Raw genomic sequence first — 14,177 nt, 5'->3', positions numbered from 1 at the left:
GTCCGGTGCGTCCTGGTCTTACTGTCCGGCGTCCGGGCGGTCGCCGGTGCGTGCGGTGACGGCCTCGCCGTGCGCGGGAAGGTCCTCGGCGTCGGCGAGTGCGACGACGTGGGGGGCGACGTCGGCGAGGGCGGAGCGGTCGTAGTCGACGATGTGGACCCCNACCCGCCGGTGGGCAGCACGTGGTTGGAGCCTGCGGCGTAGTCGCCGAGGGAGACCGGGGAGAAGTCCCCGACGAAGATCGCGCCGGCGTTTCGCACGCGCGCGGCGATCTCGCCGGCGTCGGCGGTCATGATCTCCAGGTGTTCGGCGGCGTAGGCGTCGACCACTGCCAGGCCCTGGTCGAGGTCGTCTACCAGGACGATGCCGGACTGGGGCCCGCCGAGGGCCTCGCGGATGCGATCGCTGTGGCGGGTGGCGGGCACGCGCGCTGCGAGGCGTTCGTCCACGCGGTCGGCGAGAGCGGGGTCGTCGGTCACCAGGACGGAGGCGGCAACGACGTCGTGCTCGGCCTGACTGATGAGGTCGGCTGCGACGTAGTCGGCGTTCGCGGTGGAGTCGGCCAGGATCGCGATCTCGGTGGGGCCGGCCTCGGCGTCGATGCCGATGATGCCCTTGAGGTGGCGTTTGGCGGCGGCGACCCAGAGGTTGCCGGGGCCGGTGACCATGTCGGCGCGGGCGCACTCGCCGGCGCCGTGGGCGAACATCGCCACGGCCTGGGCACCGCCGACGGCGTAGACCTCGTCAACGCCGAGCAGGGCGCAGGCGGCGAGGATGGTGGGGTGCGGGAGCCCGCCGAACTCCTTCTGCGGAGGTGAGGTCACGGCCAGGGAGCGCACCCCGGCCTCCTGGGCGGGCACGACGTTCATGACGACGCTGGACGGGTAGACGGCGCGGCCGCCGGGGACATAGAGCCCGACCCGTTCGACGGGGATCCATTTCTCGGTGACCAGGCCGCCGGGCACCACGCGGGTGGTGTGGTCGGTGCGGCGCTGGTCGTTGTGGACCCTGCGGGCCCGGTCGATGGACTCCTGGAGGGCGGCGCGCACGGCCGGGTCGAGCTCGTCCAGGGCCCGGTCGAGGGCGTCCTTGGGCACTCGGATGTCGGTGAGCCGCACGCCGTCGAAGCGTTCGGTGAGTTCGATCAGCGCCTCGACCCCGCGATGTTCGACGTCCTCGCAGAGGGGACGTACGCGTTCGACGGCGGCCGCCACGTCGATCTCGGCGCGCGGGAGCGCACGACGGGGGTCGTCCTGGGTGCCTCGGAGGTCGATTCGACTGATCACGGAAACCAGTCTAGGGGCTGCTCGGTGGGGGCCGTCCGTCGCGAGCGGCGTATCCGGTGGCGCCGCGACGAGCCGAAGAAGGGGTCGGCCCGGACGCGCCGTCGACCGGCGAGAGCGCCCGTGAGCGCGCCGCCGGGCGACGCGCAGCAGGACAGTGTTCCCCCCGGAGACCCCGGAGGGCGCATCCCGTTCGGGGTTCCGGGGCTTGCGGATGTTGGACACCACACACCCCCCGCCCGGCACGCACCAGGCCTGCCGGGCGGTTCGGAACATACGGGGAAACGCTCCCCGAATTAGCGTCGCCTAACTTTGGGACACCTAACCTAAATAAGCTTGTGAAAGGCTTGCCTAACAAATTGAATGACCGTTTTTTGTGTTTTCCAAAATGGCGTGGATGCGTTATGATCGAGGCATGACTTCGAACAAGCACGGCGATAGCGGACTTTCCAAGTTCTACCGGCTCCTGGTGGACCAGGTCCGGCACGAGTTCACCGCGTCGCACCAGTACGTGGCGCTCGCGGCCTGGTTCGACGACCAGGATCTGCCCCAGTTGGCGAAGTTCTTCTACCAGCAGTCGCTGGAGGAGCGCGACCACGCCATGATGATCGTGCGCTTCCTCCTCGACAAGGAGATCGACTTCACCCTTCCGGGTGTGGACGCGATCGAGACCGATTTCTCCGCTCCGCGTGATCTTGCGGCTCTGGCCCTGCGCAACGAGCGCGAGGTCAGCGACCAGTTCCAGGCCCTGGCCAGGGTCGCCCGCGACGAGGACAACTACACGGGCGAACAGTTCCTGCAGTGGTTCATCCAGGAGCAGGTCGAGGAGGTGGCGACGATGTCGACGCTCCTCAACGTCATCGACCGCGCCGACGGCAACCTCTTCGACGTCGAGACCTTCGTGGCCCGCGACCTGGTCGCCGACGACAACGGAAGCCAGTCCGCGCCGAGCACGGCCGGGCCCTCGACCTCCTGATCGCTCAGGCCTTCCCGGTGCCCGCCGGGACGGGCGCCCCGCGCATCCGCGCGGGGCGCCTTCGTGCGGGTACGGGGAAAACACCCATGGCGCGTCGGGCACCGGGTCACCGTCGGCGGCATACTGGAGGACATGCCCTTGGCACTTCCGCTCTTCCCGCTGAACACCGTGCTGTTCCCCGGTATGTCCCTTCCCCTGCACGTCTTCGAGCCCCGGTACCGGCGACTGGTCACCGAGGCGNGCGCCCCCCGCCGTTTCGGGGTCGTGTGGATCGAGTTGGGCCACGAGGTCACCGGCGAGTCCGGCCAGGGCTCGGGCGGTGCCGACGCGGGCGCCCCGCGCGAAGGCACCTCGACGACACTGCCGCTGATCAGCGCGACGGGGTGCACGGCTCTGGTGCGGGACCTGCGCACCTACGAGGACGGACGCTACGACCTCGTGATCGAGGGCGGGGCCCGGTTCACGGTCGACGACGTCTCGCAGGTGGACGCCTCCTCACCGGAGGAGTACTCGAGCGCCTCCGTGTCATTGCTGCCGGAACCGATGGGGCCGGACGCCGAGGAGCACGCCGAGCGGGTCCGCGAGCTCTTCGAGACCTACGCCCAGCGGCTGGCGGAGATCGGGATGACACCCGAACACACGCGTGAGCTGCCCAAGGACCCGNTACTCGACCAGCCGGAGAAGCAGCGGTTGTTGGAGGCCGAGGACGCGGCGACCCGGTTGGCGGTGCTGGCGCGGTTCCTGCGGCGTGAGAACCGGATCGTGGCGGCGCCGACGCTGCACAACCTTCCCGCCGGGCCGTTCCTGAGCCACGGGGTCTCCTACAACTGATCGGGCACCACCCTGCGACCGGCCTGGCAGGAGCACACGTGAGAGCTGCTGCTATGCCCTACCCTGCTGCCCGGTCCGCACAAGCCGCCGGTGACGTGTGCGGACCGGTCCCGTCGGTCCAGATCAGAACCAGGACAGCACATGAGCGCTCAAGCCACGCCCGCTACCGTGGCGGCCGGACGCACGAAGACGACCTACACCCTGCACCCCTACGAACCCGGCCCGCCGGAGGGAGGTTCGTACGGCACCGACGCCGCCGACGCGATCGGTGTTCCGAGGGAGCACGTGTTCAAGACCCTGATCGCCGAGGTGGACGGTGTGTTCACGGTCGGCGTTCTGCCGGTCGGTGCGTCGTTGGACCTGAAGGCGCTGGCCGCGGCGGTGGGCGGTAAACGGGCTTCGATGGCCGAGCCGGGCCGTGCTGAGAAGATCACCGGGTACGTGCGGGGCGGTATCAGCCCGCTGGGCCAGCGCAAGCGTCTGCGCACGGTGATCGATTCGTCGGTGAACGTCCTGGTGAGGGTCTACGTGTCCGCCGGGCGCCGGGGCCTGCAGATGGAGTTGCGGCCGCGTGACCTGATCCGGTTGACCGAGGCGACGACCGCGCCGATCAGCGGGGCGTGAGCAGACTGCGCAAGAGGCCTTCGACCTGAGGCGATTGTGGGGAAGATCCGGGTTCGTGCACATCAGAACCCGGATGATGCACTTGGTACTCCCTGTACTCTCTGTTGCCCGACAACTTACTTGAGGGTAGCTTTGTGACATGGGTAACAGCTCATCCCCCTACTCCTCCTTGCCCGACATGTTCGTCTCCCGCGTCGCCGCCTCCGGGGGGCGGGAGGCCTACCGCTACCCCGTCCCCGACCCCTCCGGCGGCCCGGACACCTGGCAGAGCCTGACCTGGTCGCAGACGCGCGACAGGGTCCGCGACATCGCCCTGGGCCTGCATTCACTGGGTGTGACCTCACAGGCGCGGTGTGCGATCGCATCCGGGACCCGCATGGAGTGGATCCTCGCCGACCTGGCGATCCTGTGCGCAGGCGGCGCGTCCACCACCATCTACCCGACCTCGACGGCACCCGACTGCGCCTACATCGTCTCCGACTCCGGAAGCATGATCGCCTTCGCCGAGGACGACGATCAGGTAGCCAAGTTGCGCGAGCAGCGTCCTCAGATGCCCGGACTGTCCAAGGTGGTGGCTTTCGAGGGCGACGCCGGCGGGGACGACGACTGGGTGATGAGCCTTGCCGAGCTGGAGAAGGCAGGGTCCCAGCTCTCCCAGGAACAGCCCGACCTGTTCGACCGTTTGGTCTCCTCGGTGCAGTCCCACCACCTGGCCACTCTCATCTACACCTCGGGGACCACCGGACGCCCCAAGGGTGTGCGCCTGGACCACGCCAACTGGCTCTACGAGGCCTACGCACTGAAGGACCTCAACGACGAGCTGCGCGTGCAGGGCTGGGACCTCATCGGCGAGAACGCCCTGCAGTCCCTGTGGCTGCCGCTCGCGCACGCCTTCGGCAAGGTCATGGAGGTCTCCCAGCTGCATATCGGTTACACCACCGCCGTGGACGGCAGGGTCGACCGGATCGTGGACAACCTGCCCGTCGTGCGGCCCACGTTCATGGCCGCGGCGCCGCGCATCTTCGAGAAGGTCTACAACCGGGTCGTGATGCAGGCCAAGGAGGGCGGGCCCGCCAAGTACCGGATCTTCCGCTGGGCCGCGGGCGTGGCCGACAAGGTCTCCCGGGTCAAGGAAGAGGGGCGAGAACCCACCGGCATGCTGGCCGCCCAGCACCGGCTCGCGCACAAGCTGGTCTTCGCCAAGCTCCACGACCGGTTCGGTGAGCAGCTGCGCTTCTTCGTCTCCGGCAGCGCCCCCCTGGCACCCGACATCGGCCGGTTCTTCTACGGCGCCGGGATCACGATCCTGGAGGGGTACGGACTGACCGAGACAAGTGCGGGCGCGTTCCTGACCCGCCCGGGCGACGTGCGTTTCGGTTACGTGGGCCTGCCGCTGCCCGGGACCGAGGTGCGCATCGCCGAGGACGGAGAGGTCATGCTGCGCGGCCCGGGCGTCATGCGCGGCTACCACAACCTCTCCGGGGCGACCGAGGCGGTGCTGACCGAGGAGGGCTGGTTCGCGACCGGCGACATCGGGGAGCTGGAACACGGGCGCCTGCGCATCACCGACCGCAAGAAGGAACTCATCAAGACCTCCGGCGGCAAGTACGTGGCGCCCCAGGCCATCGAGAGCCGGTTCAAGGCCCTGTGCCCGTACGTGGCCAACATGATCGTGCACGGCGACAGCCGCCCCTACTGCGTGGCCCTGGTCGCCCTGGACGAGGAGGCGATCACCGCGTGGGCGAAGGAGAACGGGCTCGGGCACCTGGACTACCCGGCCCTGACCAAGGATCCGCGGGTGCATTCCCTGATACAGGAGGCCGTCGACCAGCTCAACCGGGACCTGCCGCGGCACGAGACCGTCAAGAAGTTCGACATCCTGCCGAGCGAGCTGTCGGTGGAGGAGGGTGAGATCACCCCGAGCCTGAAGATGCGGCGGCGAGCGATCGAGTCCAAGTACCAGCAGATCCTGGACGGCATGTACGGCGACAGCGTGCACCGGATCTGAACGGGGCCGGGCAGGCCCTCAGGGGGCGCGCCCGTCCTCGGGCGGTGCGTCCTCGGGGCCGTCCCCCGGCTGTTCGGTGCCCTGGGCACCGGGCGCGGTCTCGCCCGGGTGCGCACTGGGCCCTGCAGCATCGGGCTCACCCGCCGGCAGGTGTTCGAACCGGTCCAGGGGCCGGAGCCCGGGCGAACCCGGCAGGTCGCGGCGCACCACGCTGACGGCGTCCAGCAACCCGTACTGCAGGACGAAGACGAAGGGCCAGGCCACCAGGAACGCGGTGGCGTCCAGCTGTAGCCCCACGGTGACCGACTCCCCCGGTGAGGCCTCGGCGACCCCCCGGTGCAGGGCGCCGTCCAGGCTCGTTCCCACCCAGAAGGTCAACAGGGATCCGGTTGCCGAACCGAGCACGCCTGCCAGGAGCACGGGCAGGCGCAGGTCCTGCACACGGCGTCGGGCGAGCGGGAACTGGAGCATGTAGGCCGCATAGCCGCTGACGAGCCCGGCGATGGCGGTCATGATAAGGAAGTAGCCCTCACCGGCGAAGACGTCCTCGGTGGTTCCGGTGAAGACCTCGCCGTCACCCAGCGAGGTTCCCTCGGGGCGGGGTGCCAGACCCCACCACAACAGGCCGAGTGCAGCCCCCGCTGCGGCGATCGCGGCGAAGATCACGAGCACGATCACCAGCGCACGCGCCGGCGCCCCTCTGCCCTCCAGGCTCTGGTGCGTCATCTGCCCAGGTGCTCCTCATCCCGTCGTCGCCCCGAAAACCAGTGGATACCCGGCACGGCCGGAAGGAGAATACCGGCATGGACGACCACCACACGCCCCTGACGGTGCCCCCGACCCCGCGTGCTGATCCTCCCACGGCCGCGGACGAGCGCACGATGCTGACCTCGTGGTTGGACCGGCACCGTGCCACTGTACGCACCAAGTGCGCGGGACTGGCCCCCAGGCTGGCCCCGGTGGCGCCGCTGGGAACCTCGCCGCTGTTGTCGGTGTCCGGGGTGGTCGCCCACCTCCGATGGGTGGAGCACTTCTGGTTCGAGGCCGTCATGCTGGGTGTGCCGGACCGGGGCCCGTCGACGCCCGAGGACCCCGACGCCGACTGGCGCAGTGGGGCGGGTGTGCCCCTGGCCGATCTGCTGGAGGCCTACGAGCGCCAGTACCTGCGATCGCGGGATGTCACCGCGCGACTGGAGCTGAGCAGTTCCTCCCGGGCGGAGGACCCGCTCGGGCGCCGCACGACCCTGCGCTGGGTGCTGGTGCACCTGCTCGAGGAGACGGCCCGGCACAACGGCCACCTGGACCTGCTACGGGAGAGCGCGGACGGAACCACCGGCACCTGAGCGGCCGCGGGACCGGTACGGGTCAGTACTCGACCGCGTAGGCCCCCAGCAGGCTCTTCACCTCACCGTTGAACTCCGGCGAGATGTTGACCGAGTAACGGTCCAGGGCGTAGATGCGCGACTTGACCGGGTTGTCGACCCGGATCCGCACCGGGGTCTCCCCCTTGTGTGTGACGAGCACCTGCTGCAGGTCGCCGATCATCTCGGACGTGATGCGGTCCTCGGAGATGGTCAGCAGCACGGGCGGTTCACCGTCCGAGACGTGGGAGATGTCCAGGATCGACATCTCGGACGCGAACATCGACCACGAACCGTCACGCTCGTTGAGGCGGCCCTTGACGGTGATCGCGGTGTCCTCCCACAGGGCCTCGGAGTACAGCGGATAGGTCTTGGGGAAGAACAACACCTCCATCGAGGCGTCCAGGTCCTCCACCGTGCAGATCGCCCACTGGTTGCCGGCCTTGTTGACCCGCTTGTCCACGCCGGAGACGAGCCCGGCGATGCGCACCTCGCCGCGTTCGCGCGCCAGGTCGCCGCCGACGATCTGGGAGATGGAGTGCTCGCGCGAGCGGGCCAGGATGCGTTCGGCCCCTGCCAGGGGGTGGCTGGACACGTACAGCCCCAGCATCTCGCGTTCGAACCCGAGCTTGGTCTTGCGGTCCCACTCCTCGTCGCCCCAGGCGATGTTGAGCCCGATCGGGGCCGCGTCTCCCCCGTCTCCGCCGCCGAACAGGTCGAACTGCCCGTGGGCCTCCTGCTTCTTGGAGCTGATCATGCCCTCGACCGCGGTCTCGTGGTGGCGGTAGAGCTCCCGCCGGGGCTGGCCCAACGAGTCGAACGCACCGGCCTTGATCAAGGACTCGATCACACGCTTGTTGCAGGCGGCCAGCTCGATCTTGGACAGGAAGTCGGTGAAGGACGAGTACTTGCCCTTCTCCTCCCGCGTCTTCGTGATCGAGTTGACGACGTTGGTGCCCACGTTGCGCACCGCGCCCATGCCGAAGCGGATGTCGTTGCCCACCGGGGTGAAGCGCAGACCGGAGTCGTTGACGTCCGGCGGCAGGACCTTGATGCCCTGCGAGCGGCACTCGGAGAGGTAGACCGCCATCTTGTCCTTGTCACCCGAGACCGAGGTGAGCAGCGCCGCCATGTACGCCGCCGGGTAGTTGGCCTTGAGGTAGGCGGTCCAGTACGCGACGAGGGCGTATCCGGCCGCGTGCGACTTGTTGAACGCATAACCCGCGAAGGGCAGCATGACGTCCCACAGGGCCTGGACCGACTCCCGGGAGAAGCCCTTCTCCATCATGCCGGGGAAGAACTTGGCCTCTTCCTTCTCCAGGGCCTCGATCTTCTTCTTGCCCATCGCACGGCGCATCAGGTCGGCGCCGCCCAGTGTGTAGCCGGCCAGCTGCTGGGCGATGGCCATGATCTGCTCCTGGTAGACGATCAGGTGGAAGGTCTCACCCAGGATCGGTTCCAGCGCGTCGTACAGCTCGGGATGGATCGCCGTGATCTCCTGGCGGCCGTTCGAGCGGTCGGCGTAGTCGTTGTGCGCATTGGCCGCCATCGGCCCGGGACGGTACAGCGAGATGACGGCGGTGATGTCACCGAAGTTCTTCGGTTCCATACGGCGCAGGAGGTTGCGCATGGCACCACCGTCGAGCTGGAACACGCCCAGGGTGTCACCGCGCGCCAGGAGCTTGTAGGCGTTCGGGTCGTCGAGGGGCACCTGGGACAGGTCAAGCTCGACCCCTTCGGCCTCCTTGATGCTGTTGATCGCGTCGTCGATGATCGTCAGGTTGCGCAGGCCCAGGAAGTCCATCTTGAGCAACCCCATGTCCTCGCACTGGGGATAGGGGAAGCCCGTGATGATGGCGCCGTCGGTGTCGCGCTTGTGCAGCGGGATCACGTCGAGCAGCGGGTCGCGGGACAGGATCACGCCGGCCGCGTGCACACCCGTTCCTCGCGTCAGGCCCTCGATACCGCGAGCGGTCTCCATGACCTGAGCGACCTGCTGGTCGTTGTCCATCAGGTTGCGCAGCTCGGCCGCTTCGCTGTAGCGCTCGTGCTCGTCGTTGAAGACCGCGTCCAGCGGGATCTCGTTACCGCCCACCGGCGCCGGGAACGCCTTGGTGATCGTGTCGCCGGTGGAGTAGGGCATACCCAGGATGCGGGTGGAGTCCTTCACCGCAGCCTTGGCCTTGATCGTGCCGAATGTGAGGATCTGCGCCACGCGCTCCTCGCCGTACAGGCGCGTGACGTACTCGATCATCTCCCCGCGACGGCGCTCGTCGAAGTCCAGGTCGATGTCGGGCATCGAGACGCGTTCGGGGTTGAGGAAGCGCTCGAACAGCAGGCCGTGCTCCAGCGGGTCCAGGTCGGTGATGCCCAGTACGTAGGCGATCATCGAGCCCGCCGCCGATCCGCGGCCCGGGCCCAGGGCGATGCCGTTCTTGCGCGCGTACTGGCAGATGTCGGCCACGACCAGGAAGTAGGCCGGGAACCCCATCGAGTTGATGATGTTGAGCTCGTGCTGGACCCGGTGCCGTGCGTCCTCCGAGGGGCCGTCGGGGTAACGGTGGTGGAGGTTGCGTTCGACCTCCTTGGCCAGCCAGGAGGACTCGGTCTCCCCGTCGGGGATGGGGAAGGCCGGCATGAGGTCGCGGTGGGCGAAGACGTTGTCGTAGGCGTCCGGTGCGATGCGCTCGGCCACCTCGAGGGTGTTCATGCACCCGCGCGCCCACTCGTCGAAGTTGAGGATCGAGCGCATCTCGTCGGCGGTCTTGAGATAGTAACCCGAGCCGTTGAAACGGAACCGGGAGGGATCGTCCAGGTTCTTGCCCACACCGACGGCCAGCAGCGCGTCGTGGGCCGAGGACTGCGACTCGTAGACGTAGTGGGAGTCGTTGGTGACCAGCGGAGGGATGTCGAGCTTCTTGCCCACCCGCAGCAGGCCGTCGCGTACCTGCTTCTCGATTTCCACGCCGTGGTCCATCAGCTCCAGGTACACGTTCTGCTTTCCGAAGATCTCCTGGAGCGTGCCGGCGTAGGCAACCGCCTCGTCCTCCTGGCCCAGTCGCAACCGGGTCTGCACACCGCCGGACGGGCAACCGGTCGAGACGATGACGCCCTCGCTGTACTGCTGCATGAGCTCGAGGTCCATGCGGGGCTTCATGTAGTAGCCCTCCATGGACGCCAGCGAGCTCATCTTGAACAGGTTGCGCAGACCCGTCTCGTTCTCGGCCAGCATGGTCATGTGCAGGTAGCGGCCACCACCGGAGATGTCCTTGCCGCCCTCGGCGGAGGCGTCCTCGGACCCACTGGCCCGACCCCAGAACACGCGTTTCTTGTGGAAGCGCGACTCGGGCGCCACGTAGGCCTCGATGCCGATGATCGGCTTGACCCCGGTTCCCAGGGACTGCTGGAAGAACTCGTAGGCGCCGAACATGTTGCCGTGGTCGGTCATCGCCACCGCGGGCATGCCCAGCCGGGCCGCTTCCTGGTACAGCGGTTTGAGCTTGGCCGCCCCGTCGAGCATCGAGTACTCGGTGTGGACGTGCAGGTGAGCGAAGGAATCGGCCATGGCGCGGCTGCCCCCGGGAGGAATCGGTGACGGAGTGGTGCGTGTAGACCTCCGAGCCTACGCCTTGCGCGGGGCCGCGCGTGTGGCCCCGGCGGAACATGTGAACGACCGCGGCACGGATCACGCGGGCCGCCGGGCCGCCTGCCGCCGGAGCCCCGTTCCGCGAGTGCCGCGTTCCAACAAAACAGACGTATGGGGTCGGAGCGTTCTCTAGGCTTGGGCAGCGAAACACAGTGGGCCACGGACCGCGGGCGGGGTTCTCGTGCCTGTGGACACGCGACCGCGACCGGGAGGACCATCCCCCATGCACCCACGTTCCGGCGGATCCGCGGCGACCCTCGTGCTGTCCTCCGCGGGCCTGCGCCCGGCGCCCTCGCACAGGGCCCCGAGCTCGCTCCCGCCACCGCCTCCTGAGGGTGCGGTGCGTTTCGCGGCCTTCAACGCCGCGCTCAGCAGACCGGAACCGGGCGCCCTCCTGGCCGACCTGGCCGCCCCCGGGCACCGGCAGGTCCGCAACGTCGCCGAGATCGTGCAACGCGTGCGCCCCGACGTCCTGCTGGTCAACGAGTTCGACCACGACCCCCACCGCCTGGGGCCGCGGCTGTTCCAGGACCACCACCTGACCCGGGGCGTGCGCGGTGCCCGCGGTATCGACTACCCGTACGTGTACACGGGGCCGGTCAACACGGGGGTGGCCTCCGGTGCGGACCTGGACGGCAACGGGCGGGTGGTGACGCGCCCGGGAACCCTGGAACACGCCGGAGACGCGTTCGGGTTCGGCCTCTTCCCGGGCCAGTACGGGATGGTCGTGTTCTCACGGTTGCCGCTGCTGACCGACCGGGTACGCACCTTCCGCAGGTTCCGGTGGACGGACCTGCCCGGTGCACTGCTCCCCAACGACCCCGACACCGGGCGCCCGTTCCACGATGCCGCCGCGCGCGAGGTGATGCGCCTGTCGTCCAAGGCGCACTGGGACATCCCGGTGGAGGCCGGGGGACGACGGCCGGTGCACCTGTTGGCCTCGCACCCGACCCCGCCGGCCTTCGACGGACCCGAGCGGCGCAACGTGCTGCGCAACCACGACGAGATCCGGTTCTGGGTCGACTACCTCTCCGGCTCGGCCGGCCACATCTACGACGACGGGGGCGGCCGGGGCGGACTGCCCCCGCGGGCGCCGTTCGTGGTGGCCGGCGACCTCAACGCCGACCCGGACGCCGGGGCGAGCCACCCGAAGGCGATCCGGCAGCTCTTGGAGCACCCATCGGTGCAGGACCCGGTACCCACGAGCCGGGGCGGCCTGGGTGCGGCTGCCCTGGACCCGTCGGCCCCGGAACCCGAGGGCCACCTTCGGGCCGATTACGTGCTGCCCAGCGACGACCTGCGGGTGCGGGGGTCGGGGGTGTTCTGGCCGGCCGCCGACGAGCCGCTGTTCCGATTGACCGGCGACCGGCCGTTCCCGAGTTCGGACCACCGCCTGGTGTGGGTGGACGTGGACGTGCGCGAGTGAGGACCCTCCCCGCTCAGGGGCGCTCGCTGTGGGCACCGTCCCGGGCCTCGTCCTCGGCGGCGGAGAGCCCGGTGGTGATGACGGCGTCCATGACTGTGGCCAGGCGGCCGGCGCCCAGGCGGGGTGCGTGTTCGGCCATGCGCTCGACGAGGGCGCGTTCGCGTTCGGTGTCGCGGCCGGCGAAGTAACCGACGGGCTTGAGCCGCTGGACCTCGGCGGCCAAGAGAGCCCGGCGTTCGAGGAGCTCGGCGAGTTCGGCGTCCATGCGGTCGATGCGTCCGCGCAGGTGGTGGATGCTCTCGGCGGGCGTGGTGCGGTCTGCGGCTCGGTGCACGGTGTCCTCGTCCTCCCTGTGGGCTGCTGGCGCGGCCGCCGGCCCTCGGGGGTGCGCACCGGGGCGTCGGCCGCCTGGAAAGCGAAAGAGCACCGGGTGGTACCCGATGCTCTGTTGCCGACGATCCCCGGTTGCGCTCACACGTGAACGGCCGACGGGACCGTCGGCCTGATAAACACATGAGCGCTGTGGTTCACGGGAGGCATCCTAGCAGGGTGGCCGCGTCCGCCCCTACCCCTCGTCCATGGGGATACGGATCATGAGCGCCTCGGCCTCGGCGGTGACCTTGCCGTGAGCGCGGATCCTACCGGTGACGTAGACCTTGCGGCGTTCGGTGCTGCGGACCTGGGCGCTGATCTCGAGCGGGGTGAACAGCGGGGTGGGATGCCGGTAGTTCACCTCGAGCTTGGCGGTCATGCCGGGGCTGGTCTCGACGGCCGAGGCACTGCCGACGGCCTGGTCGAGCAGGGCGGCGATCCATCCGCCGTGCACGAGCCCGGGGGGACCCTGGAAGGTGGTGTTGAGGGTGACGGTACCGTGCACGCCGCCCTCGACGTGCTCCAGGTCCAGGGGCGGGGCGGCGGGGTTGGTGGTGCCGGCCACGATGTTGGTGATGGTGCCGAGCTCGTCACTGCCGTCGCCCATGGTGCGGCGGATCATGGTGCCGACCTCGCGGCGGGCGGAGTTGAGCTTGTCGTTGAGGGCACGGACCGCTGCGTCGGCCTCGGCGAGGGTGGCGGAGTCGGCCTCGGTGTTGGCGACGGCGTCCACGAGGTTCCGGACGCCGTCGACGAGGGAGCGCAGTTCGTCGGGGATCTGGTCCTGCTCGACCACGGGCAGGCCGTAGGCGCGGGGGTCGGGGCGCTCGGCGACCGGCTGCGTGTTGACCGTCATGTTTTCCTCGTAGGGTTCGGTGGGTGCTGGTCGGGCTGGGGGCACCAACCTCGAACCGAATCCTACTCGGTAGTATTCCGATCGTCTGTGCGCCACCTCTCACAGAGACCGGAGACCCACGCCACCCTGGACCGCGTCAGCGCAGGTCACGCTCCATGTGCAGGTGCGGTATCCCGGCGTCGAGGAACTCCTCGCCGTGCGCCGTGTAACCGAGCGCCTCGTAGAAGCCCAGGGCATGGGTCTGAGCGTGCAACTCCACCGACAGCAGGCCGCGCTCGCGGGCGCGCTCCTCCACAGCAAGCACCAGGGCCTTGCCGGTGCCCGTCCCGCGTGCGCGCGGCAGGACGGCCAGGCGTCCCAGGACCCCCACACCCTCCTGCTCGACGACCATGCGCACAGTGCCCACCGGTACCCCGTCGTGCAGGGCGATGAGGTGGTCGGCCTCCGTGTCGCGGTGGTCCCACTCCTCCTCCACGGGCACGCTCTGCTCGGCGACGAACACGGCGCCGCGGATGACGAAGACGGCAGCGAGGTCGTGTTCGCCCAAGGCCAGGCGGATCTGCTGGGACGTGGCGGCCCCGGCTTCGGAAAGGGTCATGCTCGCAGCCTATATGGGGTTCAGGGGGTTGGACCTGGGCGGTCGGGGATTCTGGAGGCGGTGGTTCTGGGGCTGGGATGTTGTGTGGTGCTGCCTCGTGGGGAGATTCTCTGGTGTTGCCTCGGGCCGGGATGCTTCGGGGCGGGGTCTTTCGGGTCGGGGTGTTGTGTGGTGTTGCCTCGGGGGTGGTGGTTCG

General features: G+C 69.1%; 11 protein-coding genes and 1 pseudogene. 6 read left to right on the top strand and 6 right to left on the bottom strand.

What is annotated here, in order from left to right; translation table 11 throughout:
• Positions 1 to 18 precede the first annotated feature (18 nt).
• Positions 19 to 1,214, bottom strand: a pseudogene (hisD, locus tag D474_RS29770) (histidinol dehydrogenase).
• A 484-nt stretch (positions 1,215 to 1,698) separates the two neighbouring features.
• On the opposite strand from hisD, the gene D474_RS0123120 reads away from it, so the two are divergent.
• From D474_RS0123120 to D474_RS0123105, 4 genes are all read left to right on the top strand, one after another.
• A complete protein-coding gene (locus D474_RS0123120; protein ID WP_017615857.1) occupies positions 1,699 to 2,259 on the top strand; it encodes a ferritin in 561 nt (186 codons plus the stop codon).
• Positions 2,260 to 2,391: 132 nt separating this feature from the next.
• Positions 2,392 to 3,090, top strand: coding sequence for an LON peptidase substrate-binding domain-containing protein (locus tag D474_RS0123115; protein ID WP_017615856.1), 699 nt, complete (start codon positions 2,392 to 2,394; stop codon positions 3,088 to 3,090).
• Between the two features lie 141 nt (positions 3,091 to 3,231).
• Positions 3,232 to 3,714, top strand: a complete 483-nt coding sequence (gene ybaK, locus D474_RS0123110; RefSeq protein WP_193374046.1) for a Cys-tRNA(Pro) deacylase — start codon at positions 3,232 to 3,234, stop codon at positions 3,712 to 3,714.
• A 139-nt stretch (positions 3,715 to 3,853) separates the two neighbouring features.
• A complete protein-coding gene (locus tag D474_RS0123105) occupies positions 3,854 to 5,722 on the top strand; it encodes an AMP-dependent synthetase/ligase (protein ID WP_017615854.1) in 1,869 nt (622 codons plus the stop codon).
• 18 nt (positions 5,723 to 5,740) lie between these two features.
• Here the strand turns inward: D474_RS0123105 and D474_RS0123100 are convergent, their stop codons facing one another.
• On the bottom strand, positions 5,741 to 6,448 hold the full coding sequence (locus tag D474_RS0123100; protein WP_017615853.1) for a hypothetical protein: 708 nt from the start codon (positions 6,446 to 6,448) through the stop codon (positions 5,741 to 5,743).
• Between the two features lie 77 nt (positions 6,449 to 6,525).
• Here D474_RS0123100 and D474_RS0123095 point away from each other — a divergent pair, with 77 nt between their 5' ends.
• Positions 6,526 to 7,065, top strand: coding sequence for a DinB family protein (locus D474_RS0123095; RefSeq protein WP_017615852.1), 540 nt, complete (start codon positions 6,526 to 6,528; stop codon positions 7,063 to 7,065).
• A gap of 22 nt (positions 7,066 to 7,087) precedes the next feature.
• Here D474_RS0123095 and dnaE read toward each other — a convergent pair whose 3' ends face one another.
• Positions 7,088 to 10,648 (bottom strand): DNA polymerase III subunit alpha, encoded by a 3,561-nt coding sequence (gene dnaE / locus D474_RS0123090; protein ID WP_017615851.1) that lies wholly within the window; start codon positions 10,646 to 10,648, stop codon positions 7,088 to 7,090.
• A 304-nt stretch (positions 10,649 to 10,952) separates the two neighbouring features.
• Between dnaE and D474_RS0123085 the strand changes: the two genes are divergently transcribed.
• Positions 10,953 to 12,155: an endonuclease/exonuclease/phosphatase family protein gene (locus D474_RS0123085; protein WP_026118731.1), complete on the top strand. Its 1,203-nt coding sequence runs from the start codon at positions 10,953 to 10,955 to the stop codon at positions 12,153 to 12,155.
• A gap of 13 nt (positions 12,156 to 12,168) precedes the next feature.
• On the opposite strand, the gene D474_RS0123080 is transcribed toward D474_RS0123085, so the two are convergent.
• The 3 genes from D474_RS0123080 to D474_RS0123070 all read right to left on the bottom strand — a co-directional run bounded on the left by D474_RS0123080 (position 12,169) and on the right by D474_RS0123070 (position 13,981).
• Positions 12,169 to 12,489: a chorismate mutase gene (locus D474_RS0123080; RefSeq protein ID WP_017615849.1), complete on the bottom strand. Its 321-nt coding sequence runs from the start codon at positions 12,487 to 12,489 to the stop codon at positions 12,169 to 12,171.
• A 231-nt stretch (positions 12,490 to 12,720) separates the two neighbouring features.
• Positions 12,721 to 13,383, bottom strand: a complete 663-nt coding sequence (locus tag D474_RS0123075; RefSeq protein ID WP_017615848.1) for a PaaI family thioesterase — start codon at positions 13,381 to 13,383, stop codon at positions 12,721 to 12,723.
• Between the two features lie 136 nt (positions 13,384 to 13,519).
• Positions 13,520 to 13,981 carry a GNAT family N-acetyltransferase gene (locus tag D474_RS0123070; RefSeq protein WP_017615847.1) on the bottom strand — a complete coding sequence of 154 codons (462 nt, stop codon included), beginning with the start codon at positions 13,979 to 13,981 and terminating at the stop codon, positions 13,520 to 13,522.
• Between the last annotated feature and the right edge of the window lie 196 nt (positions 13,982 to 14,177).

The sequence above is a fragment of the Nocardiopsis salina YIM 90010 genome (assembly GCF_000341025.1).
Classification (GTDB): domain Bacteria; phylum Actinomycetota; class Actinomycetes; order Streptosporangiales; family Streptosporangiaceae; genus Nocardiopsis; species Nocardiopsis salina.
The sequence above is the reverse complement of the archived record's forward strand: the minus strand, read 5'-3'. Positions and strand labels throughout refer to the sequence as shown.